This is a genomic window from Campylobacter concisus (genome assembly GCF_003048445.1).
Classification (GTDB): domain Bacteria; phylum Campylobacterota; class Campylobacteria; order Campylobacterales; family Campylobacteraceae; genus Campylobacter_A; species Campylobacter_A concisus_BF.
The window spans coordinates 49,941-71,705 of record NZ_PIQW01000008.1; the positions used below are offsets into that span (position 1 = coordinate 49,941).

General features: G+C 39.8%; 22 protein-coding genes. 2 read left to right on the forward strand and 20 right to left on the reverse strand.

Translation table 11 applies throughout. The features are described from left to right. Nucleotides 1–8: 8 nt before the first annotated feature. The 8 genes from CVT14_RS06030 to rpmH form a co-directional block, all read right to left on the reverse strand. The gene (locus tag CVT14_RS06030) at nt 9–728 is read right to left on the reverse strand and encodes a hypothetical protein (protein ID WP_107849931.1); all 720 of its coding nucleotides are present in this window, start codon (nt 726–728) and stop codon (nt 9–11) included. Nucleotides 729–801: 73 nt separating this feature from the next. Beyond that, nucleotides 802–1,383 carry an NAD(P)H-dependent oxidoreductase gene (locus CVT14_RS06035; protein WP_107849932.1) on the reverse strand — a complete coding sequence of 194 codons (582 nt, stop codon included), beginning with the start codon at nt 1,381–1,383 and terminating at the stop codon, nt 802–804. A 42-nt stretch (nt 1,384–1,425) separates the two neighbouring features. Then, nucleotides 1,426–2,751 (reverse strand): tRNA uridine-5-carboxymethylaminomethyl(34) synthesis GTPase MnmE, encoded by a 1,326-nt coding sequence (gene mnmE / locus CVT14_RS06040; protein WP_107849933.1) that lies wholly within the window; start codon nt 2,749–2,751, stop codon nt 1,426–1,428. Beyond that, a complete protein-coding gene (locus tag CVT14_RS06045; protein WP_021089798.1) occupies nt 2,748–3,839 on the reverse strand; it encodes a Jag N-terminal domain-containing protein in 1,092 nt (363 codons plus the stop codon). The genes mnmE and CVT14_RS06045 overlap by 4 nt, the downstream gene beginning before the upstream one ends. Next, the gene (gene yidC / locus CVT14_RS06050; protein WP_021089820.1) at nt 3,836–5,392 is read right to left on the reverse strand and encodes a membrane protein insertase YidC; all 1,557 of its coding nucleotides are present in this window, start codon (nt 5,390–5,392) and stop codon (nt 3,836–3,838) included. The genes CVT14_RS06045 and yidC overlap by 4 nt, the downstream gene beginning before the upstream one ends. Then, the gene (gene yidD, locus CVT14_RS06055) at nt 5,393–5,734 is read right to left on the reverse strand and encodes a membrane protein insertion efficiency factor YidD (protein ID WP_002940252.1); all 342 of its coding nucleotides are present in this window, start codon (nt 5,732–5,734) and stop codon (nt 5,393–5,395) included. Continuing rightward, the gene (gene rnpA, locus CVT14_RS06060; RefSeq protein WP_080658384.1) at nt 5,731–6,066 is read right to left on the reverse strand and encodes a ribonuclease P protein component; all 336 of its coding nucleotides are present in this window, start codon (nt 6,064–6,066) and stop codon (nt 5,731–5,733) included. The genes yidD and rnpA overlap by 4 nt, the downstream gene beginning before the upstream one ends. Further along, nucleotides 6,054–6,188 carry a 50S ribosomal protein L34 gene (gene rpmH, locus CVT14_RS06065; protein ID WP_002940373.1) on the reverse strand — a complete coding sequence of 45 codons (135 nt, stop codon included), beginning with the start codon at nt 6,186–6,188 and terminating at the stop codon, nt 6,054–6,056. Before rpmH ends, rnpA begins: the two co-directional genes overlap by 13 nt. 123 nt (nt 6,189–6,311) lie before the next feature. Between rpmH and CVT14_RS06070 the strand changes: the two genes are divergently transcribed. Together CVT14_RS06070 and CVT14_RS06075 are read left to right on the forward strand one after the other, a co-directional pair. Continuing rightward, complete coding sequence (locus tag CVT14_RS06070; RefSeq protein WP_021089783.1) at nt 6,312–6,965, forward strand: uracil-DNA glycosylase family protein; 654 nt, start codon at nt 6,312–6,314, stop codon at nt 6,963–6,965. Next, the gene (locus CVT14_RS06075) at nt 6,962–8,242 is read left to right on the forward strand and encodes a hypothetical protein (RefSeq protein ID WP_107849934.1); all 1,281 of its coding nucleotides are present in this window, start codon (nt 6,962–6,964) and stop codon (nt 8,240–8,242) included. Before CVT14_RS06070 ends, CVT14_RS06075 begins: the two co-directional genes overlap by 4 nt. Nucleotides 8,243–8,254: 12 nt before the next feature. Here CVT14_RS06075 and CVT14_RS06080 read toward each other — a convergent pair whose 3' ends face one another. The 12 genes from CVT14_RS06080 to CVT14_RS06135 all read right to left on the reverse strand — a co-directional run bounded on the left by CVT14_RS06080 (nt 8,255) and on the right by CVT14_RS06135 (nt 21,735). Continuing rightward, on the reverse strand, nt 8,255–8,644 hold the full coding sequence (locus tag CVT14_RS06080) for a YbgC/FadM family acyl-CoA thioesterase (protein ID WP_021089854.1): 390 nt from the start codon (nt 8,642–8,644) through the stop codon (nt 8,255–8,257). Nucleotides 8,645–8,664: 20 nt separating this feature from the next. Beyond that, on the reverse strand, nt 8,665–9,180 hold the full coding sequence (locus CVT14_RS06085) for a threonine/serine exporter family protein (RefSeq protein ID WP_002940362.1): 516 nt from the start codon (nt 9,178–9,180) through the stop codon (nt 8,665–8,667). After that, the gene (locus CVT14_RS06090; RefSeq protein WP_021089791.1) at nt 9,173–9,955 is read right to left on the reverse strand and encodes a threonine/serine exporter family protein; all 783 of its coding nucleotides are present in this window, start codon (nt 9,953–9,955) and stop codon (nt 9,173–9,175) included. Before CVT14_RS06090 ends, CVT14_RS06085 begins: the two co-directional genes overlap by 8 nt. Then, entirely contained in the window at nt 9,939–10,418 is a 480-nt protein-coding gene (locus tag CVT14_RS06095; protein WP_021089800.1) for a DUF4149 domain-containing protein, read from the reverse strand. The genes CVT14_RS06090 and CVT14_RS06095 overlap by 17 nt, the downstream gene beginning before the upstream one ends. A gap of 10 nt (nt 10,419–10,428) precedes the next feature. Then, the gene (gene prmC, locus CVT14_RS06100; RefSeq protein WP_107849935.1) at nt 10,429–11,241 is read right to left on the reverse strand and encodes a peptide chain release factor N(5)-glutamine methyltransferase; all 813 of its coding nucleotides are present in this window, start codon (nt 11,239–11,241) and stop codon (nt 10,429–10,431) included. Then, the gene (locus tag CVT14_RS06105) at nt 11,231–12,433 is read right to left on the reverse strand and encodes a M48 family metallopeptidase (protein ID WP_107849936.1); all 1,203 of its coding nucleotides are present in this window, start codon (nt 12,431–12,433) and stop codon (nt 11,231–11,233) included. Before CVT14_RS06105 ends, prmC begins: the two co-directional genes overlap by 11 nt. 8 nt (nt 12,434–12,441) lie before the next feature. Then, nucleotides 12,442–13,554 (reverse strand): hypothetical protein, encoded by a 1,113-nt coding sequence (locus tag CVT14_RS06110; protein ID WP_021089847.1) that lies wholly within the window; start codon nt 13,552–13,554, stop codon nt 12,442–12,444. Nucleotides 13,555–13,557: 3 nt separating this feature from the next. Further along, nucleotides 13,558–14,931 carry a sodium-dependent transporter gene (locus tag CVT14_RS06115; protein ID WP_035170154.1) on the reverse strand — a complete coding sequence of 458 codons (1,374 nt, stop codon included), beginning with the start codon at nt 14,929–14,931 and terminating at the stop codon, nt 13,558–13,560. Between the two features lie 152 nt (nt 14,932–15,083). After that, nucleotides 15,084–15,536: a hypothetical protein gene (locus CVT14_RS06120; RefSeq protein ID WP_021089816.1), complete on the reverse strand. Its 453-nt coding sequence runs from the start codon at nt 15,534–15,536 to the stop codon at nt 15,084–15,086. A 1,176-nt stretch (nt 15,537–16,712) separates the two neighbouring features. After that, nucleotides 16,713–18,653, reverse strand: a complete 1,941-nt coding sequence (locus CVT14_RS06125; protein ID WP_107849937.1) for a BCCT family transporter — start codon at nt 18,651–18,653, stop codon at nt 16,713–16,715. 125 nt (nt 18,654–18,778) lie between these two features. Next, nucleotides 18,779–20,224, reverse strand: coding sequence for a DKNYY domain-containing protein (locus CVT14_RS06130; protein ID WP_107849938.1), 1,446 nt, complete (start codon nt 20,222–20,224; stop codon nt 18,779–18,781). After that, nucleotides 20,224–21,735 carry a DKNYY domain-containing protein gene (locus CVT14_RS06135; RefSeq protein ID WP_107849939.1) on the reverse strand — a complete coding sequence of 504 codons (1,512 nt, stop codon included), beginning with the start codon at nt 21,733–21,735 and terminating at the stop codon, nt 20,224–20,226. The genes CVT14_RS06130 and CVT14_RS06135 overlap by 1 nt, the downstream gene beginning before the upstream one ends. Nucleotides 21,736–21,765: the final 30 nt, after the last annotated feature.

Sequence of the window (21,765 nt, forward strand, 5' to 3'; positions counted from 1 at the left end):
AAAAGTTACTAAAAAGCCTTTTGAAATTTACTAAAACAAAGCACATTTGAGAGAATTTCACCTTGTCTCACGAGGTCACTTTCGATAAATGTTTTGTAAAAATTTTGCGTTAGCGTCTCAGCCTTTATCTTCTCTTCATCTTCGCTTGAAAGGTTGAAATAATACCTCGTCTCTCTTAGAAAAAAGCCTTGATCATTAGATATATCTGAGTTTAAGATCACTGCAAAAAAGCCATTTTTCAAAGGGTGATTTGTCACGCTTTTTACTTTTATCGCCTCTTTGCCACCTGCAAAAGCTTCGCAAACTGGCACGCTCTTTGTGCTATAAACCACGCTTTTTATAGAGCCATTTGAAATTTCATAAAATTTGATATTTTTTGCATTTATTAGCTCATCTATATCGTTAGAATTTGATAGCACAGCGTCCTTGCTAGTGTCTAAGTTTTTAACGATCATCGTTTTATTTGCGTCGCCACTTTGCATTAGCTCGCCAAGTGCGCTAAATCTGCCATTTTCGCCAGCTGCTTTTATCTCAGCCTTGCCGACAATGTTTGCAAATTTATTAAAGTCATTTAGGCTATTTTGGGGCTTATAAAATTTCATCTCATGCAGTGTTTCGTTATTTTCAAGATAGAGTAAATTTGACTTTTCGCTTGGCGCTAAAATTTGCTTGCCAGCACACCCTGCAAATAATATAATAGCAGCTAAAAATAGAAATTTTGTCCTCATTTCCCCACACAAGATAGATATAAATTTAAATGCCCTCTAGCGCAAATGACTAGAGAGCGGTAGAAATTTGTTTTTACGCTTTGAAAACTTTTTCAAGATGCGCCTCATACTCTTTTAGGTATCTTGGCACGTCTGGCATCTTGATAACATCGCAGCAGATAAAGTGCGGAAGCGACTTTAAGCCCATAAATTCATTTGCCTTTCTAAAATGAAAATAAACTCCATCAACGCCGCGCGCCTCAAAAAACTCATTTGGATCGCTAAATGCCTCAGCTGGGGCATTCCAAGTAAGGCTTAGCATAAATTTCTTACCATTTAGCAAGCCACCTTTGCCGTAGTTTTTGGCTGGATCTACCCTGTGCCTGCCATCACTCGTATAAAGCTTGCCATGACCTGCTGTAAAGACCTCGTCGATATATTTTTTCACTATCCAAGGCTCGCCCATCCACCAAGCTGGCATCTGCCAAACTACCGCATCCATCCAGAGAAATTTCTCAACTTCAGCCTCGATATCATAGCCTTGATCTATCACGGTTTGCTTTACCTCGTGACCCATTTTCGCTAGTTTTTCGCACGCAAGATCGTGAAGTGTTTGATTGAGCCTGCCATCTGAATGACCAAATTTTTTGCCGCCATTTATAAGTAAAATTTTCATATTCTCTCCTTTAAAAAGCGCAAATTTTAACCAAAAAAAGTATCATTTTCCTAAACAAAAATGACTAAACATCTCGTCTAAAATTTCACTTCTCTCAAATGGCTTTGTGATACTTGCAAGTGCCTTTATCGCACTATTTAGCTCATAAGCAAAAATTTCTAGTTCCTCTTCATTTAGCCTAAAAAACGCCCTTTTTAAAGCCTCGCTCGCCTCTTTGCAGCTTAAAATTTGGCGGTTTGAGCTTAGCATGATCTCGTCGGTGTCTTGTGTCTTGAGGTAGCCCTCAAGCTCTTTTAAAACTACGCTCGTATCATTTTTTGCTGAAATTTTGATAGCGCCATCCAAATTTATGTCAAATTTAAATGCAAGATCGCTTTTATTTAGGATAAAAAAGGCTTTTTTGTTTGAGTTAGACACAAGCCTAATTATCTCTTTATCTTGCTCATCGCTTGGATTTGAGCCATCAAAGACAGCTAGGATGATGTCGGCCTCGTTTATGGCAGAGATCGAGTAGTTTATGCCGATTTGCTCGATCTTTCCAGCATCTTTTCTGATGCCTGCGGTATCTATTATGCGAACTAAGTGCGAGCCGATCTTGAAATTTTCTTCTATCCTATCTCTAGTTGTGCCGGCCTCGTCGCTAACGATCGCTCTTTCGTATGCCAAAAATGAGTTTAAAATGGAGCTTTTGCCAACATTTGGCTTGCCAACGATAGCGATCTTAAAGCCATCGATCAGCCCTCTTCTTTGCTCGCTAAGAGTGGCTATGCGCTCTAGCTTCTCGCTATTTTTTAAAAGCATCTGCTTAGTCTGCTCTAGCAAATTTGCAGGCAGATCATCATCAGCATAGTCGATCATCGTCTCAACAAAGGCAAGAGTTTTGACCACTTCGCCCCTGATCTCGCCTACAAATTTACTAAGATCGCCTTGCATCTGACGGGTCAAAATTTTAGCTGCGATCTCGCTTTTTGAGGTGATGAGCCCTTGCATCGCCTCAGCCTTGGCTAGATCCATCTTGCCATTTAAAAATGCCCGCTTGCTAAACTCGCCAGGCATAGCAAGCCTAGCGCCAGCCCTTATTAGCTCATTTAAAATTCTCTCGCTCACCATCACGCCGCCATGAGTTTGAAACTCGACGATATCCTCACCAGTAAAGCTTGCTGGAGCCTTAAAATATATAACGATGCCCTCATCTAAAATTTCATCATCAAGGGAGTAAATTTTGGCTAGTTTTGCGTATCTTGGCTCTAAATTTGAAAGTTTAAGTAGTTTTAAAGAGGTGGCCAGTGCGTCCTTGCCACTAAGCCTTACGATAGAAACTGAGCCGATGCCATAAGCTGTGGCAAGGGCTGCGATAGTTTCACTCATTTTTTAAAAAAGTCATTTACGACGACAAATTTGCCGTCATTGCCGCTTTTTATGCCGACATATTTATCTGGGAATTTCTCTCTAAGCTTCTCAAGCGCGATCTTAACCAAAACTCCATCAAGTGGCTTTGTTTGGGCTCTACCACTATTTTGCACACGCTCGATCACACCATTTAGATATTGATCCATCATCGCTTCTTGATTTTGCAAAAATTGCGCGATCTCAAGGCGGATAGCGAGGTTATATTTTGAATTTAGCCAGTTATAGAGCATATAAGAGATCGCTTTATATCTATAACCCTCTTTGCCGATAAGTAGCGCCGCATCAGCACCGTCTAGCTCGATAAGCACGGTTTCATCGTTAAATTTACTAACTTCTACCTTATCTATCTCAAAGCAGCTTGCTTTAAAAAGACGCGTCATGCCCTCTTTTATCTCAGGTAAAATTTTATCAAAGTCGATTACAACCTTCTCTTTTTTCTCTTTTGGTAAAGCTTGAGGTGCACTCTCTTCATCAGTTTGGTTGAAATTTTCGATGATTGATGTATCTAGGATATTTTTAGGAGCACTTTTACTAGCTTGTGGCTCTTTTGTCCCTTTAGTCTCTTTTTGCTCTTTTGGCTCTTTTGGCTCATCAAGTCTTTTTATGACATATCCCGGCTCTTCAGCCTCTTTTTCACCCTTTTCAGCAAAGGCATCTTTTGCAAGAGCTGAGTTTTTTTCACTCAAATTTGGCTTTTCATTTTTATGCTCTTTTTGCTCAGACTTAGCTTCGTTTTTCTCATCTTTATGCTTTTTAGGATTTCGCTTTTTATCATTATGATCATGTTTTTTACTCTGTTTTTTCTCTTCTTTTGCAGGCTCGTTTTCATCACTTTTTTTAGCAAAATTTCTATCATTTTTTGGTTTATGCTGTGGTTTTGGCTGATTTTCTAAATTTGCCTCAATGATCGCTGTCTTTTTAAAAAATCCAAAAATTCCGCTACTTGGATGTTGCAAGACCTTTATATCAAGCTCTGTAACTGAACAGTTAAGCTGCTCGGCTGCCTTTTGAAATGCCTCTTGGAGGGTATTTGCTTCTATTTTCATTGAGCTTTTACCTCCGCAGCTTTTTTATGTTTTTCAAAAAGTTTATTTACAAAGACTTGTTGAACGACCGAACAAACGTTATTTACAAACCAGTAAAGCGTAAGACCTGCTGGGAATGTCACAAAGAAAAATGTGAAGATCAAAGGCAAGAATTTCATAACCTTTTCTTGCATAGGATCAGTAAATGTCGTTGGTGTAAGTTTTTGTTGTAAAAACATCGTTAGACCCATCAAGATAGGTAGCACAAAGTATGGATCCATCACTGAAAGATCGTGTATCCAAAGTATCCAAGGAGCACCTTTTAGCTCGATCGCATTTAGTAAAACGCGGTAGATCGCAAAAAATACTGGAATTTGAAGCAAGATCGGCAAGCAACCACCCATAGGGTTTGCACCATGTTTTTTGTATAGCTCCATCATATGGACTTGCATCTTTTGCTTATCGTCTTTATATTTTGTTTGGATCTCTTTTACCTTTGGAGCAAGCTCTTTTAGCTTATTCATCGATAGCATACCCTTATATGTAAGCGGGAATAAAACTATCCTTATGACAAGCGTTAGCACAACTATCGCCCAACCCCAGTTGCCGATGTAGTTATGTAAGAAATTTAAGAATGAAAACATCGGCTTTGCTATAAACGTAAACCAACCATACTCGATAACGTCGTTTAGTCTCTCATCCATCGAGCTTAAAATTTTATGCTCTTTTGGTCCGATGTAAGCGCCTAGTTTTAAGCTATCGTTTGCCTTTACAAAAACGATAGGATTATTATTTGCATCTTTATCTACAACAGCTTCAAATGGCTTGTTAAATGAGTAAAATAGTGCTGTGTAGTATCTATCAGATGCAGCTGCTATAGTTGTGTTTGCATAGTTTTTAACCTCTTTTGCATCGCCATCTTCTATGATATTTAGGCTATCGTCTGTATTTCTAAGCATGACACCATGAACTGTGTAACTATCTATCGCGATATTTGGTCTAAAGCCAGGAGTGATGAAATAATCAACACTTTTACTTAAATTTACTTCAACCTCGTAACGACCATTTGGGTAAAATTTGATATTTTTTGTGACTGTAACACCATCTAAATTTTGAGTGAGTTTTATAGTTTTAGGCTCGCTGCTAGCATCTACCTCGCTAGAGTCACTACTATATGCAACCTTAAAAGCGTCAGTATTTAAAGCGCTATCGTTAAATCTAAGCTCAAGCGGCAGTGGTTTTTGTGAAACAAGCTCGATTTTGTTGCCATCTTCTGTTTTATACTTATCTTCGGTGAGATAAAATTTCGCGATCCTACCTAGCTTATCTATCTTTGCTTCATAGCTTTGACCTTTGATGGTAGCGATTATCTCGTTTGAAGCTAAATTTTCATTTGATTTTGGAGTATCGTTAGTAGAGGCTGGGGCTTTGCTTTGATCCATTGTTTGAGAGATCGTTGTCTGGTTTTGCTCTAGTGGAGCTCCTTTTGGCATAAAAAAGTCATATACTATGAAAAATACGATTGACAAAAGTGCTGCAAGAAGCAACCTTTTTTGCATAGACATCTGTTCCATTTAATTTTTTTCCTTTAATTTATCTAATACTTTTACGACATAAAATTTACTATTTTGGCAAGGGATAAACCAGAAATTTACATTTTTGGTATCGCTTTTTTGAAATATAAAACATGAGTTAAATTTTTTGCGGATGATTGGGTAGTTGATACCGCCTTTGAAAAGTTGATTGCATCTTAAAATTCGCATGAATGTTGCAAAAAAAGCAGAGAAGAAGCTGTTTGTTTGAAATTCCCAAATAGCGTATTGTGAGCAAGTCGGATAGTAGCGACAGCTTTTTGGCAGAAGTATGGAAATATATTTTTGATAAAAAGCGATAAATTTAATCGCAAATTTTTTCATTTTAGACATCCCATTTTTTTTATAGACCAGCTCAAATTTTTACAAATTTTGTCAAATGAAATTTCTGTAATTCCATTTTTTGCGACCATAATGTAAGTGCCATCTTTTAGCTCATTAGAAATAGAAAAAAAAGCAGCTCTTAAAAGTCTCTTTGCTCTATTTCTAACTACTGCTTTTCCTACTTTTTTGCTAGCAACAACTGCTAATTTTTTTTCAATTGTAGGTTTATAAAAAACTACGCAAGCGTCGCAGTGCCATTTACTGGCCTCTTTATAAACCTGAGAAAATTCTCTCGAGTCACTTAGTGACTCAAAACCAGCTAAGCAGCCAATCTTTTTCTACCTTTAGCACGTCTAGCGTTGATAACCTTGCGGCCGTTTTTAGTTTTCATTCTTAAACGAAAGCCGTGAGTGCGTTTTTTAGGGGTTTTATGAGGTTGATAAGTCCTTTTCATTTCTATCCTTAAAGTTAATATAAAAAGTGGGATTTTATCAAAGCAATACTTAAATTCCTTTGAATAAATCAGCCCGAAAAAACTATAATTTAAACTTTAAGTAAATCAAGTTATAATCCAAAAATGAAATTTCATAAAAACAAAGATCTCTTAGAAAAATTACTTTTTTTAAAAGCGATCGGTTACAATTTTATAGATGAAAATTTTCTTAATTTAAGTAGATATCAAGATTATAACAGCATAGACGAGCTAAATAGTGAGATAAAAAAGTGCTCTCTTTGCTTTTTAAGAAATAGCTCAAAGTGCGTTTTTACTGGCTTTGGCGATAAAAATAGCAAGATAATGTTTATCTCGCTTTGCAAAAAAGATGATTATTTTGAAGGCACAAGCGGCAAAATTTTAGAAAAAGCTATAAATAATGGCTTAAATTTAGAAAAAGATAGTGTTTATATAAGCTTGCTTTTGCGCTGTGAAATTTCAAATAGTGACGCGAAAAATCCAGCGCTAAAGAGCTCGTTTGAGCTTTGTAGGCCATATCTTTTAGAAGAGATAAGACTTATTAAGCCAAAAATTATCATCACTTTAGGAGAGGAAGCTTTCATGCATCTTTATCCAAATTTGCTCTCAAAGGGCGGATTTTCAAGCATAAGAGGGAGCATTTTAAAAGATGATGATAGGTTTATAATGCCAACCTTTTCACCAGAGTGGATCAGTAAAAATCCAAGTTTTGAAGAAAATTTTATAGATGATTTGAAAAAAATCAAGGGAGTGATATGAAAAGAATTTTTCTTTTTTTAGTTATATTTGTAAGCCTTTTTGCAGCGCAAAATGAAGCCATAAGCGAGATGCAAGACGAGATCACTGAGGCAAAATTTGAAAGCAACATCACTAAAAATCAAAGCCTCTCAAGCATACCGCCAGCAAAGATCACTTACATAAATTTAGAGCCAGAATTTTGTGATAGCTCTTGCCTAAATGAGCTTGTAAAAAGCGATATGTTAGCTAGCTTTATGGCGAGATTTGAGCCAGCAAAGATAGATGATAAGGCACTTTTAGACCTTTACGCTTCACTTGGTGGAGAGATGGTTTTAAAGCTTGCGCAAAGCGACAAGATAGCGGTCATCATCCCTCAAAAGGTTATAAAATCATACGCAAATGTCGTATCAAACGCGATTCTAAGCTACATCTTAAAGCAAGATGCAAATGTCGAAGTGAAATTTATAAATAGTAGCGACGAGAGTTTGCCTAGTCTTCAAAATGCGCTTCAAAACGCTAGAAACGAGGGTTTTATCTACTTCATAGCAGCTCTTACTCAAAATGGCGCAAACACAGTAAATTCTCTCATCTTGCCAAACGAACTCATCTACATACCAAGCGTTCATAGCTCTTTTGTGGCAGCTCCAAAACCAAATTTGATCTTTGGCGGAGTTGATTACAAAGCGCAAATTTCAGCCCTGCTCGCTTTTGCCAACGAAAAAATAGTCGCCTTTGACGATGGCAGCGCGCTAGCACAAAAGCTAAATGAGTATGTACGCATGCAAAGTAGCGACTACTACGAGAGCTCGATCACTGGCAAAGATATAAATTTAAACGATACTTTGAGCAAAAAGTCTAAATTTGATAACGCAAGCGTCTTTTTAAACATCCCTATCGTCAAAGCCTCCCTTGTAGCAACGCAGATGAGAGGCTTTGAGATAAAGCCTTACGCGCTTTTAAGCACGCAGATAAATTTCTTGCCAAATATCTTTAGCGCCATCACGCAAAGAGATAGACAAAATCTCTTTGTGGCAAATTCGCTAAATTCGCTTGATGAGAGATTTTTAGGGCTTGGAGATCTTTTTGGAGTTGATTTTAGATACTCACAGATCGGCTACTCAAGTGCGCTGGGAGTGGAGTATATCTATACAAATTTCATAAACAAAAATGCTAGCAAAATTTTTGCTGAGAGGGTTGAGGGCTCGCAAGTTTTATATGATGTGAAAATTTATGATACAAAAAGCGATCACTTTAATGAGGCAAATTCGCAGGAGCAAAAGAGCACAAACGGGATTTAGCTGTTTTGTTTGCTAAAATTTAACCCCATTTATAAAAGCCTTCATGCTCTCATCTATCTTTGCTAGCCTGCCCTCTTTCATAAAAGCTAGCGTGATAGTCGCTTTAAAGAGCACTTTTTCGGTATCTTTTTCTTCAAATTTATAAATTTCTTGCTCTAAAACAAGGCTTGCCTTTTTAAGCTCTATGAGCCTTGTTCTCACAAAAACCTCATCGCCAAGCACGGCTGAAGCGAGAAATTTAGCCTCAAGAGCTGAAACGACAAAGTATCCGCTCTCTTTTGTAAAATTTAGCCCAGCCTTAAAAAACGCCTCACTTCTGGCTCGCTCGCAATATTTAATATAGTTTGTATGATAGACAATGCCGCCTGCATCGGTATCTTCGTAATAAATTCTTATCTTCACTGCAAAGCTCCTTTAAATTTTCATTTGCTCTTACTAGGCTTGCCTTTAGCGCCTCTAGTTATCGTAAGTGACTGATCATAAAACAAGATAAGCACCACCGAAACACCCACGCCAAGCGCTAGTGAGACCGTCGTAGTCGTGATAGCGTTATCAAAAAATATGATCAAATACTCATTTTTCTTAGCGATACTTGTCTCATTTAAAAATGAAAAAAGTGCCAATATCCCTTTATACGCAAAAACTCCTGGCACCATCGGCAAAAGCGCTGGAAATGCGATGATCTCAGCTGGCACCTTTAGCCGTTTGGCAAAGAGCATGCCTAAAATTCCACTCATAAAAGAGACAATGAGCGTTGCGACACTGATGTTGAAAAATCCCATCTGCATGATCCAAAAGCGGCTAGCATGCGCAAATGCAGCGAGCAAAGCGCAAAAGATGAGAGTTCTTTTTGGAGGCGAGCTAGCATAGGCAAAGCCAAGTCCAGCCACCGCAGCAAAGCCAGCATCTACAAGCGTTTCACTAAAAAGCTCAAACATTTAATATCTCCGCACTGCTAAGCGTTAGCGTGATATAGACGCCAACAGCCATGCAAAGTATAAGGATGCCCGTGCTTATGGCCCTGCTGATGCCAACAAGGGTGTTGTCATTTAGGATGTCAAAGACTGAATTTATGAGAAAAACGCCGGGCATCATAAAGAGCACAGATGAGCCTATCGCCACGTCGCTTGTATGTGTAAGCCCGTAAGATACGCCAAGATAGGCGATAAATGAGACGACAAAGGATGTTAGGACGTATTGAATTTTTAAATTTACACCCATTTTCGCAAGGGTAAATTTAAGAGTGTAGCCAACAAGCGTTGCAAAAAATATGCAAACAACCGAGCCAGCATCGCCTCCAAAAAGTCTGCAAAATGCCGCATTTGCAAGGCTTATCAAGATAAGTGAGCTAGCAAATTTATTTGCACTGACACTCATCACGCCATCAAAGCTCTCTTTAGCTTCATCTAAACTTAAACCCTCGTCTAAAATTTGCCAGCTAAGTGAGGATAGCTCAGAAATTCTATTAAAGCTAACCTGCCCTAGAGGGATCTTTCTCACATAAGTTCGGCGCAAGGAGTTATCCTGTGAGTCCATCACGCTAATGGTAAAATACTTCACAAAAATGGTCACGCTAACGTCGTAGCCGTAGTGATTGGCTATGCGGTCGACGCACTTTTCTACGCGCGCAGTGTATGTGCCAGCGCTCACCATCGCGGTTGTGTATTCGGCTAAAAAATTCGTTAAAATTTGGATATCAGGCTTGGCGTTCATCTTGACTGATCTTAAATTTCATAAAAAACAAAATGAGCTGCAAAACAAGCACCACTTTCATCACATATTCGCTTGCGCTATGCATCTTGGCAAACTCTGCTGTCTGCGTCGCATCAGCACCTAGGCTTTGAGCCTGCACGATAAAAGGCGTGAAGATAAAGACAAAGCTAAGTGCTAAGACTAAGTTTAAAAACGAGAGCATAAATGTGCTAAATTTTAGTGAAAATGCAAGCTTTTTTCTTAGATCAAAGAGCTCGCTAACTGCCACAAATGCGCTTACAAATAGCAAAACATAGTTAAATTTTAAAAATATCTTTGTCATCATCTGTCCGCTCATAAAATGCGTAAGCACCCCCTCGCCTATGATGCTTTGTGGGAAAAATATAACTGGTGCGACCAAAATTCCAAGCGTTAGCTCAGTGCCGATCACCGCTGCTAATAGTAAAAAATAGATGCTTCTCAATCTCTCTCCTTTATAGTTTTAAACTTGCGCAAAAGCCCCTGTCAAAGCCCGCTAAGTCCTTGTAAAAAGCGCTTTTAAAGCCATTAACTTTTAGTGCCATCTCCATGCTCGCTCTTTGATCATATCCCATCTCGCAGGCGATATTTTTTATGCTGCGATTTCTAGCGATAAGGATGATATTTTTTAAAATTTCATCTCCGACTTCGCCACCAAATAGCGCCTCATGCGGCTCGTTTATCACAAATTTATCAAGTTTATAGTCTCGTGCGATATAAGGCGGGTTTGAGACCAAGATGTCGATATCACCTGAAATTTCATCGATATAAGAGCACTTTACAAAATCGATCTTCTCGCTTACATTAAATTTAAGCGCATTTTTTTTAGCCAAATTTAGAGCCTTTTCATTTATATCGGTGGCTACTATTTTAGCGTTTGTTTTTAGAGCTAGCATGACACTTATTATCCCGCTGCCAGTGCCGATCTCAGCGATCTTTGGTGCTTTATAGCTGCTTGCAATCTCAAGCACTTTATCAACTAAAATTTCAGTCTCGGGGCGCGGTATCAAAACGCCACTTTCTACCTCAAACTCCAAGCCATAAAAGCCAGCCTTGCCAGTTATATATTCAAGTGGCTCATAATTTTCAAAGCGCTTTACGAGGGCAAAGTAGCCGCTCTCATCAAATTCGCTCTTTTGGTTTAAAAATATCCACTCGATGCTCACATCAAGGTAGCTCATGAGCAAAACCCTAGCTACTCTGCTTGGATTCTCACAAAGCGACTTTAGTCTTAAATTCGCCTCTTTAAGCGCCTCTTCAACTCTCATTTTCTAGCTCATTTATCCGCTCAAAAAGGCTTGGGTGCGAGTGATAGACAAATGAGTAAAGCCAGTGCGACTTTGGAAATGCTTTGTTTTCGCTGCCAAGCTTGGTTAGGGCGTTTATCATGTCGTTTTTGTTTGAAATTTCTTTTGAAAACTTGTCTGCGCCAAATTCATTTTTACGGCTAAAATATGAGATGATCGGCGAAAAAAGAAAGCTAAAAATAGGCGAAAAAAGCACCAAAAAGATGATGATACTAGCGCCATTTTGCCCTAACCCTATCGCCTCGTATGCGCCAGCACTAACGTTTCCAAAGATGAAAAATAGACAAAATAGCATAATGGCACTTAGCGCTATCATTTTTAGGATATCTTTATGCTTAAAGTGCCCAAGCTCATGCCCTAAAACCGCCACGATCTCCGCGGTGCTTAGCTTTTTTACGAGCGTATCAAAAAGCACCACTCGCTTTGTCGCTCCAAGCCCGCCAAAATAGGCATTTAAGCGGTTGTCGCGCTTGCTAGCGTCTATCGTAAAAACGCCACTACTTTTAAAGCCGCATTTTTTAAGCAAATCCTCTATCGAGCCTTTTAGCTCGCCATCTTCAAGCGGCGACATCTTATTAAAAATAGGCGCGATGAGCGTTGGGTATATTAAATTTATAATTAAAGCGATGCCAAAACTTAGCAAAAACGCCCAAAACCACCAAAACTCTCCAAGAAAATTTATACATAAAAGCACGAGCCAGACGAAGGCCGAGCCAAAAATGAGCATTAGCGCTAGCGACTTTATAGTATCAACTAAAAATATCTTTGCGCTCATATTTGAAAAGCCAAGCTTTTTGTCTTTTACAAAGCTCTCGTAGATATTTAGCGGTAGATCAAGCAGCGACGATATCAGCAAAAAGCTCATCACAAAGAGGATATTTTCAAACGTAGTGCCATCTTTTAGGCAAGCGCTTGAGAGCATTTTTAGCCCAAAGCTTATCCACGCAAAGAAGATAACGGCGTGATAGATGAGGCTAAAAATTTCAAATTTTAGGTTTGTCACGGCGGCGTCTGCGGCGTTTTTGTATTCGATCGCTTCAAGCACAACTGGCTCTTTTTTAGCTTCAGCCCTTACAAAGCCGATCTGTAAATTCGCCAAAAATAGTTTAAAAATCACATAAAAAATGTAAATAAATAAAAGTGTATAAAACATATTCTCCCTTAAATTTCATAAAGACTAAAGCAGCCATAGTCCGTTCTAACTGCGAGCTTGCCATCTATAAATTTAGCCTCGCAGTTTTTCACGACATGATCTAGCGTAAATTCCACCCTCACATCGCCGCTTTTTAGATTGGTGACGTAGGCTCTGCTTTGATCTACCACTACAAGCTTGCCAGCCTCCACGCAAAACTCGCTCGCTCTTAGATACTCGTCCTTTATCCAAGGCTGTTTTGTCACCTTTGCGCTCTTTATATCAAGGCAAAATAGCTTGTTTTCAAGATATTGCCTAATCAAAAGCGTGCTTTCGTCCAAAAAGCAAATTTTATCAAGCGCGCCAAATTCGGCTATTGCTTCGCTTAAAATTTCGCCATTTTTTGCGTTTAAAATTTGCAGTTCATTCTCTTTTGTGCAAAGCGCAAGCATGCTAGTATCCGCACTAAGAGCTGCGCAAAGTATCGGCACGTGGCTTTTTGTGCTGCATTTATACTCGCCAAGCTTTGAAATTTTACCCTCACAAAAGACAAAAATCTGCCCAAACATGCCAAAAACCGCCATATCATTTGAAGCGCAGATAAAGCTAGCTATCTCGCTACTTTTCTTAATATTTTGCTCGGCTAAAATTTCACTAAATTTAGCCTCTTTTGGCTCAAAAATGTAAATTTCATGATCAAGGTCTAAAAGCAAATTTTCGCTTGCACGCTGGGCGTCCCACACAAGCGGCTTTGGCAAGGCGATCTGCTCTTTTATAGCGCCGCTTCGATCAAGTCTCACCAAAATATCACTAGGCTTGCCTCCATCTTTTTGACAGCCACTTTTATAGACATAAATTTCATCTCTTACGCTTGCAAACGAGAGCGCACCAGTGTATCCGCCGCCGATATAGACATGCAGGCTCGCTTTGCCGGCTTTTGCCTTGCTATTTTGCAGGATAAAGCCCTTTTTTAGGCTCTCCCACTCTTTTTTAATGCAGGCTTTTTTAGCCTCTGTCTCGCTTGCAAATTCTTTTTTACTCTGCTTTGTTTTACCGCCTTTTTGACTCACACTCACCAAAGCTTTATCCTCTACACCAAGCCATAAACGCTCGCCGCTATCAAAATTTACAAGCTCACGCATATTTCACTTCAAAAAGTTGTCGTAAAAACTACTGATAAATAGCACCAAAATGACAAAAGGCACGATAAATTTGATATAGAAAAACCAAATATTTATGAGCTTTGCGTACTTTTCGCTGCCTTGCAAGATCTCTTTTTTCGCTTCATCTTTTAGCACCCAGCCGACAAATATCGCACATCCAAGTGAGGTCAGCACGAAAAATATGGTCGCACTTATCGCGTCGTATGCGTCAAAGATATTTTTACCAAAAATGCTCACATGGCTTAGTAAATTTGTAGCCATTAGCGATGGTAAATTCCCTAGCACAAAGATGATGCTAAGCACTAAAAATATAGCTTTTTTGCGTTTTATCTTAAATTTCTCTTGCAGCGTTGTAATGATCACTTCATATATCGGTAGCGACGTCGTAAGCGCAGCGATCATAAGAAGCGCGAAAAACGCCACCGCGAAAAATCCGCCAAAAGGCATGTGCGAAAAGACGATCGGAAGCGACTTGAAAACTAGGCTCGGCCCGCTATCTGGCGAGACGCCGTAGCTAAAGAGCGACGGAAATATCATAAAGCCAGCAAGCACGGCTATGACGGTGTTTAAGATGCCTGTGATGATAGAAATTTTAACTAAGCCCTCGTCTTTTTTCACAAAACTTGAGAGCGTTATCATCACGCCAAATCCGAGTGAGAGTGCAAAGAAAACCTGCCCCAAAACCTCTACAAAAAGCTTTAAGCTTATCTTTGAAAAATCAGGCGTTAAATAAAATTTCACACCACTCATCGCACCATCAAGCGTGATGTTTTTAGCGATCATGACGAGCATCAAGATAAAAAGCAGTGGCATTAGATATTTTGCTGAGCGCTCGATGCCGCCAACTGCGCCTTGCACCAAGATAGCGTAATTAACCAGAACAAAAACAAGGGTCGCAAAGCTGATGGCTAGCGGGTTGCTGACGATATTTTGCTCGTAAAATGCGCTAGTTTGCTCAAAGCTCACGATGTGCGATAGATCAAGCAAACCAAATGAAATTTGAGCGATATAGTTTAAGACCCAGCCTCCGATAACCATATAATAAGCCATGATGCCAAATGCGCCAACAAGGCCCATCCAGCCGACTATCTGCCACTTTTTGCTAATCTTTTTGCCATTTATCGTGCCGCCAAATGCATCAACGGCGTTGCACTTTAGGCGCCTACCGATGGCATTTTCAACCAAAATCATAGGAATACCAATGACTATCATCGCTATGCAAAACACGAGAACATAGGCCCCACCGCCGTTTTGACCGACCAAGTAAGGAAACCGCCACGTCGCGCCAAAGCCGACCGTAGCCCCTGCAACAGCTAAAATGTATGTAAGTCTTGAACTCCACGATTTTCTATCCATATTATCTACCTTTGTAAAAAATGTGGATTATATAAAAAAAATGATTAAATTTTGCTAGCAAAAGGCGATGCTTGCGTGTAAATTTGGCTTTTTTGCTAAATTTTAGGACTTTTATGGACGGAATTTATTTTTAAATTTGCGTGTAAATTTAATCAAAAAGTCTGTTTATCTAAAACACCAAATTCTACGTATCCCTCCATCGCAATGAGTAATATCCAGCCCTCTTTTGGGCTGCAAAAATAGTGATGTTGCGGGACATTTTCAACCATAAATTTTAAAAAATCATAAAAGCATTCAGGCGCAAATTTAAGCTCTAGGCTAGTTAGACTATCGCCGACGTAGCTTATCTCGCCACTTAAAATTTTACTTTGAACGCTTGTGTGTGAGCTTAGAAAATTTTTAATATCAGCGAATTTTTTATAATCAGCCGTTTTATAATCTTTTAAATTTTGTAAAAGCGGTTTTGAACCGACAAAGGTAAAATTTCGCTCTATAAAGTCTGCTACATCATCGCTTTTGTGCCATTTTTGACCCAAATTTGACAAAAAAGCAAGCACCTCATCATCAGCTGGTGCAAAATTTAAAACTGGACTTTTCTGGCTCATTTGCCTCCTTTTTGTAAAGTCGCTACGCCTTTGTAAAAGAGGGATTATATAAAATTTTATTTAAGCTTTTGATGTGATATTGCAATTTTACGTATCAAAACCTGTGCGTAGCACAGCAACTTCTAACGTGCGAGGGGCATACGAAGGTGCTGATGCACTGCATGCGGTTTATTATTGGGCAAGTATCAGGCAAATTTTAAAATTTCATGAACGAGTAATTTCGGCTCTAAAATTTGAGCTAAGCTGCAAGCGAAGCCAAATTTTAGTAGTCAATTCTTGCGAGTGAATGGAATTTTAAAATTTGAAAAAATAGTAAATTTATTTTTAAAATCTGTAATTTAAATTTTAAAATTAGAGCTGGCATATCACGGCTCTAAATTTAGTGGCGAATATTTATGAGCCCTAAATTTAGTAAGCTGCTAAGGCGAGTGAGTAAGATTTTAAAATTTTACTTGCAAAGTAAATTTATCCAAAAGGGGAGACAAGGGGACTTGAATTACGAAGCCGTCCCCTTATCCCCCTTTTTAAATCCCCCAAACCCCTCGCACGTTCAAGGTGCATGCAATTGTGCTAAAGCACTGCATGCGTTTTATGACAAAGAAACTCAAGCAAATTTTAAAATTTCATGAACGAGTAATTTCGGCTCTAAAATTTGAGCTAAGCTGCAAGCGAAGCCAAATTTTAGTAGTCAATTCTTGCGAGTGAATGAGATTTTAAAATTTAAAAGATAGCTTGATTAAATTTGTAAATTTCTTTTTATTTAAAAGGGAGACAAGTGGACTTGAATTTTGCTTCGCAGGCTCGCAACTGCAGGGCAGACACGAAGCCGTCCCCTTATCCCCCTTTTTAAATCCCTCGTCTGCTTGCAGTTACGAGGCGAAGCCCGAGTAAAAACCTCTCGCACGTTAGAGGTAGCATGCAATGGTGCTGGCGCACTGCATGCAGTTAAAAAACTACGGCATTTTTTATTTATCACGCCAGATAAGCATAAGGCAAATTTTAAAATTTCATGAGCGAGTAATTTCGGCTCTAAAATTTGAGCTAAGCTGTAAGCAAAGCCAAATTTTAGTAGTCAATTCTTAGGGGTAAATGGATTTTTAAAATTTGCGGAACAACTAGATTGAATTTGCAAATTTGCCTAGAAATTTTAAAAATCTAGGCAAATTTCATTCAAATTTACTCTCTAACGACGTGTAAAAACTGCATGTGTTTGCGGTATTGCTCTATGACATCATTTATCAGTGTGGCTTCGCTCCAGCCAAGCACATCGTAGTCCTGACCGCCCTCTTTTAGATAGACCTCGGCCCTGTAGTAAAGATCGTCGCCGTCAAGCTCTCTGGTGTAGTCTGGACTATGGCTCTTAGTGAGATAGACGCCATATCTAAAGTCCATCTCGTCGCCAAGTCCGACATTTAAATTTACAAAATTTTCGCCATTTGTGACCTTTGCTTCAAGGCCGTTTTTGGCAAATTCCTCTTTTAGCTCGTTAAAAGCTTTTAGTACAACCTCGTTTAAAAATTTCTTGCCATCTTTCTTGCCTGGTAGCGTAATGATCGCACTTAGGCGCTCTTGCCACGGCTTTGAAAGATCACTAATGGGCATGTTGCTAAAGTTATTTGTCTCTTTTTTGGTTAGATCCACACGTAACGCCTTAAATAGCCCATAAATGGCGCCAAGTAGCACTATGGAAAATGGCAGTGCTGTGGTGATCGTAAGTGCCTGAAGTGAGCCAAGACCACCAGCTAGCATCAAAAATGCTGCCACGACGCCCACTGTAACGCCCCAAAAGACCTTTTGCCAAACTGGCGTATCGTCTTTGCCGTTTGAGCAAAGCATGTTCATAACGATCGCTGCTGAGTCAGCAGAAGTGACGAAAAATATGACGATCATAAAGACTGCGATCACGCTTAGCACGCCTGAGAAGCTAAATTTCTCTAAAAACATAAATAGCGCTGAGGCTGAGTCAGAATTTACGGTCGTTGCTAGCTGGCTAAAGCCATTTTGCACGAGTGAGATCGCCGAGTTGCCAAAGAAGCTCATCCAAGCAAAGGTAAAGCCAGTCGGCACTAAAAGCACGCCTATAACGAATTCTCTTATCGTTCTGCCTTTTGAAATTTTAGCGATGAATAGCCCCACAAATGGCGACCAAGATAGCCACCAAGCCCAGTATAGCAGCGTCCAACCGCCAAGCCAGCTCTCGTTTTGCCTCTCATAGGCGTAGAGGTTAAAAGTGTTTGAGATGAGCGTAGAGATGTAGTCGCCGCTGTTTTGCACAAACGACTTTAGAAGCTGCGTCGTATCGCCCAAAAATAGTATCAAAAACATAAAACATATAGCTAGCGCGATATTTGCGTTTGATAAGATCTTGATGCCCTTATCCACGCCGCTTGCCGCTGAGATAGTAGCTGCAAAACAAAGCACTATTAGAAGCGTGATATGCATAGTCGGCAGGCCAAAAACGTGCGTAAGGCCAGCATTTACCTGAAGTACGCCATATCCCAGCGATGTCGCCACGCCAAAAAGGGTCGCTACGACGGCAAATGTATCGATGGCACTACCTATCTTGCCGTAAATTTTATCTCCGATGATCGGATAAAACGCCGATCTAAGCGTTAGTGGCAAGCCGTGTCTATACGAGAAAAAGGCTAGAATTAGCGCTACGATAGCATAAACTGACCATGCGCTCATGCCCCAGTGAAAAAATGTGATATTCAACGCAAGCTTTTGCGCTGCGATAGTTTGCGCGTCGCCAACTGGTGGGTTTAGATAGTGCATGAGCGGCTCGGCCACACCAAAAAATACTAGACCTATGCCCATGCCAGCGGCAAAAAGCATAGAAAACCACGAGATATTTTTGTGCTCTGGCTTTACATGGTCAGCTCCAAGCTTGATCTCGCCAAGCTTACTAAAGCCAAGAATGATGACGCTTAGCAGTATGACGGCAACGACTAGGATATAAAACCAGCCAAATTTGGCCGCGATGTAGTTTTGCATACCCTTAAAAAACTCATTTGAGAAATTTGGAAATATCGCTGCAAATGCCGCTATTAAAAATATGATAACAAGCGATGGGATAAATACTGAGTTGTTAAATTTTGACCTTTGAAATTTAAACATTTTTCTCCTTTTTATAAATTTCAGTTTTGCCTTAAAATAACAAAAAAGAGTAAATAGGTCAAATTTTCTCTTTAAATTTTTATGAAATTTTAAGCTTTAACCACCAAAAATAGCCACTTTGAAATTTATCTCAAGTCTCTTTCATCTCTCTTTGGTTTTGCAAGAGTTGTTAGCACTATGACGAAAAAAGCGATGCCAAATGTGATATACAAGATGATCTTTGGCGAGTCAAACTCTATCCTAGATCTAGCGACCTCTTCGCCGCTTGCCTCCACTAGCTCGCCGCGCTTTATCATCTCGCTGATATCTTTTGCGCTAAGCTCTTTAGACGGCCTTGTTAAAATTTCTATGACGCTAAGATCTGCCACCTCATAAACGCTATGTCTAATGCCATAAAATGGCTTTATACTGCTAAAAAAATAGACCTTATCGCCGTTTGCATAGACCGCGCCATACTCGCCATCTTTTACCAGTCCTATCTCGCGCCATGATGAGCTTGGGGCAAATTTATACAAAGAGACGGTTTGTGCCACTAAGTGCCTGCCGTGCTTTGAGCGCTGCCACTCTTCGCCTTGTTGTAAAAAATATGCTGAGCTATCATCTACAAAAACGTCAGCATAGAGCCTTTTTAGCTCGCCTTTTAGCTGGTAGTCTGAAATTTTAGCCTGCTCATTTTTACTGCCATCCCAAAAGTAAATTCCATTTTTGCTTGCAAAAAGAGGCCAAAACGAATGCACGTTATCCACGCTATAAATGGCGCTATAAGGCATATTTTGAGCGCTAAATTTGAGCTCATTTGCAAACGCCGCCCCACTTTTTGGCTCAAAAAGATATTCTATATCGTGCTTTGGGTCATAGCATATCTGGCGCGTCCCATCTGAATATCTTGCATCAAGCCTATAAAAGCCTAAAAACAAGCTTTTGCCGTCTGTGTAATATCCGCTAGCAGCGCCGTTTTCTGTCGTGATGTATCTTAGCTCGTTAGGATCTGCGTCAAGCTTTTCGCCCTTGTAGTAAAGCGTGCCGCCGTCTCTTGCAAAGCCAGCGTCAAATATAGGCTCTAAATTTGTGCTTTCAACCCTTTTTGTCCTGTAAAAATAAGGGCTATCATCGTAGCTTTTTATAAAGACGTGAACAAGGTTTTTCATAATGGCGCCAAATTCGCTAAATCCCGCCTCTTTCTCGCTTCTAGTGGCGCAATAATAGCTTATCTTGCCATCACTTAGATAGCCATTGCCAAGCACTTTTGTGCTGTTTGGATCAAGACCTGGCAAAATTTCTCTAGCGCAATAGACATGATTTTTATCAGCCGCCACATTTGAGTAATCATACGCGTGTTTTAGCTTTAAAACCCTAAAACTAGCCTCATCGACGCCTTTTAGCTCATACTTGCCACTGCCTGAAATTTGAACGTAAATTTTACCCTCTGGTGAGCGGTAAAACTCGCTATTATCAATGTTTGCAAAGCTTCTTTGATACTCGCCCTCATGCCATAGATAAAGCATCGCCAAAACAAAAAATAGCGTCAAAATGACAAAAAGATAAAGGATCTTAGTCGCAATTTTTCTCATTATCTATAATCATCCACCCTTTTTTTAAGCTCGCTGTTTTGCTTTTTGTTTTTAAAAATAGCGCCAACCACCGAGAGCACAAATGCGATGGCTAAAAATATCCAGTAGGCATATTTTTGCGAGTAATCATCAAAGTCGCTTATCGCATCGATCACCACCTCGCCATCAGCTGGCACCATAGCGCCTTGATCTACCATTTTTACTATCTCATCAAGTTTTAAATTCTCAACATTTGAGTCATAAGGACGAGTGAGGATTTCAACCACGCCAAGGTCGTTTATATCATAAACGCTGCTGTTAAAACGCCAGCCGTAACCGACATTATCAAAATAATATGTCTTATCGCCGTTTGCATAGACCGCTCCGTAGCCATCGTTTCTTACAAGGCCGATCTTTCGCCACTGTTCTTTTGTATCGAGCCTAACGATACAAGTGTGGCGTGAGCTTAGGCCGTGGCTAATTTTTGTGTTGTGCCAAATTTCATAGGTTTTTAGAAAATATGTCTTGCCATCACTTATCACCACGTCGCCATATAGCGGCGTTATCTCGCCTTTAAAAGGATCGTCTCCGTCTCTTACAAACTCGCCCTCATCTATGCTGTTATACCACTGCCACTTTCGCTCCCAGTGATAGATACCGCCTTTGCCACGAAAGAGCGCATGATAGGTGTGCCTGTCTTCTAGGTTAAAAAGTGGCTCGTATGGGGCAAATTTTGGGTCAAATTCATGGTTATTTGCATAGACCATGCCAGAATTTGGCTCATAAAGATAGTGAATGCGCCATATCTCGCCGATATCACGCATTTGTGGGCTAAATTTGATCCCTAGTTTTGTGCTGTCATAATAGACATTTTCTCCGTCAGTCGTAAAATGCATGCTCTTTCTGCCAGATGCCTGCTCGATGTAGCGCATTTTGCTGGCATTTGCGCCCTCTAGCTCTTTGCCCTCATAATAGACCTTTACTCCGTCACTTGCGTAGCCAAAGCCCAAGATCGCTGCTAAATTTACATTATCAACCTGCCTAAATTTATAGATATGAGTTTGCGCTTTTGGGGTATTAAACATTTTGTGTGAGACGATGTCCCAAAACTCTTTAAGTGCGGATATTTCGAGGTTTGTCTCGCTTTCGCTATCGCAAAAATATGTTACATTGCCATCGCCAAAGTAGCCATTGCCAAGCGCTCTAACGCCATTTGGATCAAGCCCACTCATCACGAGATTACCACAATATACAGCCTTATCGCTAGCGCCAACGTTTCTGTTGTCGTATTTGCCAGTGTCAATGTATCTAAATTTGCTGGCCCTCACGCCTATCAGCTCAAATTTACCGCCGCTTGGCACCATGGCGTAGACCTTGTCGTCTTTAACGTAAAAAAAGCTATTATTTAACTCTTTACTATCGCCAATGTCGTCATCTAAAACAGAAACTAACCCAAAGATAAAAAAGTAGGTAGCAAAAAATATCACAACAATGGCGATTATTACAGAGATTAGCGGATGTTTTTTTAGCATTTTAGCTCCGTTTCAAACAAATTTAGCGAC

Bases quoted from the DNA above. Each gene is read 5' to 3' on its own strand.
- CVT14_RS06035 (WP_107849932.1), bottom strand. From the start codon at position 1,383: ATGAAAATTTTACTTATAAATGGCGGCAAAAAATTTGGTCATTCAGAT.
- mnmE (WP_107849933.1), bottom strand. From the start codon at position 2,751: ATGAGTGAAACTATCGCAGCCCTTGCCACAGCTTATGGCATCGGCTCA.
- CVT14_RS06045 (WP_021089798.1), bottom strand. From the start codon at position 3,839: ATGAAAATAGAAGCAAATACCCTCCAAGAGGCATTTCAAAAGGCAGCC.
- CVT14_RS06110 (WP_021089847.1), bottom strand. From the start codon at position 13,554: ATGCGTGAGCTTGTAAATTTTGATAGCGGCGAGCGTTTATGGCTTGGT.
- CVT14_RS06075 (WP_107849934.1), top strand. From the start codon at position 6,962: ATGAAAAGAATTTTTCTTTTTTTAGTTATATTTGTAAGCCTTTTTGCA.
- CVT14_RS06115 (WP_035170154.1), bottom strand. From the start codon at position 14,931: ATGGATAGAAAATCGTGGAGTTCAAGACTTACATACATTTTAGCTGTT.
- CVT14_RS06125 (WP_107849937.1), bottom strand. From the start codon at position 18,653: ATGTTTAAATTTCAAAGGTCAAAATTTAACAACTCAGTATTTATCCCA.
- CVT14_RS06130 (WP_107849938.1), bottom strand. From the start codon at position 20,224: ATGAGAAAAATTGCGACTAAGATCCTTTATCTTTTTGTCATTTTGACG.
- CVT14_RS06090 (WP_021089791.1), bottom strand. From the start codon at position 9,955: ATGAACGCCAAGCCTGATATCCAAATTTTAACGAATTTTTTAGCCGAA.
- rpmH (WP_002940373.1), bottom strand. From the start codon at position 6,188: ATGAAAAGGACTTATCAACCTCATAAAACCCCTAAAAAACGCACTCAC.
- CVT14_RS06105 (WP_107849936.1), bottom strand. From the start codon at position 12,433: ATGTTTTATACACTTTTATTTATTTACATTTTTTATGTGATTTTTAAA.
- CVT14_RS06070 (WP_021089783.1), top strand. From the start codon at position 6,312: ATGAAATTTCATAAAAACAAAGATCTCTTAGAAAAATTACTTTTTTTA.
- yidD (WP_002940252.1), bottom strand. From the start codon at position 5,734: ATGAAAAAATTTGCGATTAAATTTATCGCTTTTTATCAAAAATATATT.
- CVT14_RS06135 (WP_107849939.1), bottom strand. From the start codon at position 21,735: ATGCTAAAAAAACATCCGCTAATCTCTGTAATAATCGCCATTGTTGTG.
- prmC (WP_107849935.1), bottom strand. From the start codon at position 11,241: ATGAGAGTTGAAGAGGCGCTTAAAGAGGCGAATTTAAGACTAAAGTCG.
- CVT14_RS06085 (WP_002940362.1), bottom strand. From the start codon at position 9,180: ATGTTTGAGCTTTTTAGTGAAACGCTTGTAGATGCTGGCTTTGCTGCG.
- CVT14_RS06120 (WP_021089816.1), bottom strand. From the start codon at position 15,536: ATGAGCCAGAAAAGTCCAGTTTTAAATTTTGCACCAGCTGATGATGAG.
- yidC (WP_021089820.1), bottom strand. From the start codon at position 5,392: ATGGAACAGATGTCTATGCAAAAAAGGTTGCTTCTTGCAGCACTTTTG.
- CVT14_RS06030 (WP_107849931.1), bottom strand. From the start codon at position 728: ATGAGGACAAAATTTCTATTTTTAGCTGCTATTATATTATTTGCAGGG.